Origin of the sequence: Aeromonas molluscorum 848 (assembly GCF_000388115.1) — a bacterium.
GTDB lineage: Bacteria > Pseudomonadota > Gammaproteobacteria > Enterobacterales > Aeromonadaceae > Aeromonas > Aeromonas molluscorum.
Window position 1 is genome coordinate 1 of record NZ_AQGQ01000292.1, and the last position, 1,429, is coordinate 1,429.

Annotated in this window: 1 pseudogene; it reads left to right on the plus strand. The window is 60.7% G+C overall.

Features of this window, described 5'->3' with window-relative positions:
* Window positions 1-113: 113 nt before the first annotated feature.
* Window positions 114-1,429, plus strand: a pseudogene (locus G113_RS20045) (alanine/glycine:cation symporter family protein); the annotation flags it as partial.

The following is a 1,429-nucleotide window of genomic DNA, read 5'->3' on the forward strand; positions in this document are numbered from 1 at the left end:
GGGATGGGATGGTTGTACCTGGGCTTAGCCTGCATCCGATCGCCTCTGGCGATCGTGACTATTTGGGAAGATCATCCTTCTCCTCCTTAATTTATGTTTTTTAAGGAGGATGCATGTCATCAATTCAATCGGCCCTGACGGCCATCGATAATCTTGTCTGGGGGCCACCCCTGCTGATCCTGCTGGTCGGGGACCGGTGTTTATCTCACTCTTCGCCTCGGCCTGCTGCAGCTGGTACGGCTGCCCCTGGCCCTCAAGCTGGTGTTTGGTCGTGATCAGGGCCAAGGCAAGCAGGGGGATGTCTCAGTTTGCCGCGCTCTGTACCGCGCTCTCGGCCACCATAGGCACAGGCAACATAGTCGGAGTCGCTACGCCATCAAGCTAGGCGCCCGGGCGCCCTGTTCTGGATGTGGATGGCGGTCCCTGTTTGGCATGGCCACCAAATGTGCCGAGTGCCTGCTGGCGGTCAAATATCGACAGCTGGACAGCAACGGCCAGATGGCGGGCGGCCCCATGTACTATCTGGAGAAGGGACTCGGCAGCCGGTGGCTGGCCAAGCTGTTCGCCCTGTTTGGTATCGGTGTCGCCTTCTTTGGCATAGGCACCTTCCCGCAGGTCAATGCCATCTCCGACGCCATGACGATCTCCTTCTCGGTGCCCCGTGAGTGGACTGCCCTGGTGCTGACCCTGCTGGTCGCTCTGGTGACTCTGGGCGGGATCAAGTCCATCTCAAGCGTCGCCAGCAAGGTGGTGCCCTTCATGGCGCTCTTCTATATCGCCGCCTGTTTCGGGGTGCTGGTAAACAATGTCGGTGCCTTGTCGGAGGCGGTCGCCTTGGTGATCAGCAGCGCCTTCAGCGGCCATGCCGCGACCGGTGGCTTCGTCGGTGCAAGCATCATGCTGGCTATCCAGTCCGGAGTGGCGCGGGGGGTGTTTTCCAACGAATCGGGTCTAGGTTCAGCCCCCATCGCGGCGGCGGCAGCCAAGACCAACTCCTGCGTGGAGCAGGGGTTGGTCTCCATGACGGGCACTTTCTTCGATACCATCATCATCTGCACCATGACGGGCCTGACGCTGGTGGTCACCGGCGTCTGGAGCGGCGATCTCAGCGGCGCCGCCATGACCAGTGCCGCCTTCGCCCAGGGGCTGGATACGCACATAGGCCAATATCTGGTGAGCATAGGGCTGCTGTTTTTCGCCTTCACCACCATCCTGGGTTGGAACTACTACGGTGAGCGTTGCACTCAGTATCTGTTCGGGACTCGGGCTATCAAGCCCTATCGCCTCATCTATCTGGGGTTGGGTGGCGGGGGGGGTCAGTTCCTCCATCTCGACATGATCTGGCTGCTGGCCGACATCGTCAATGGCCTGATGGCGGTGCCCAACCTCATCGGTCTCATCGGCCTGCGCCGAGTGGTGGGTGGATCGC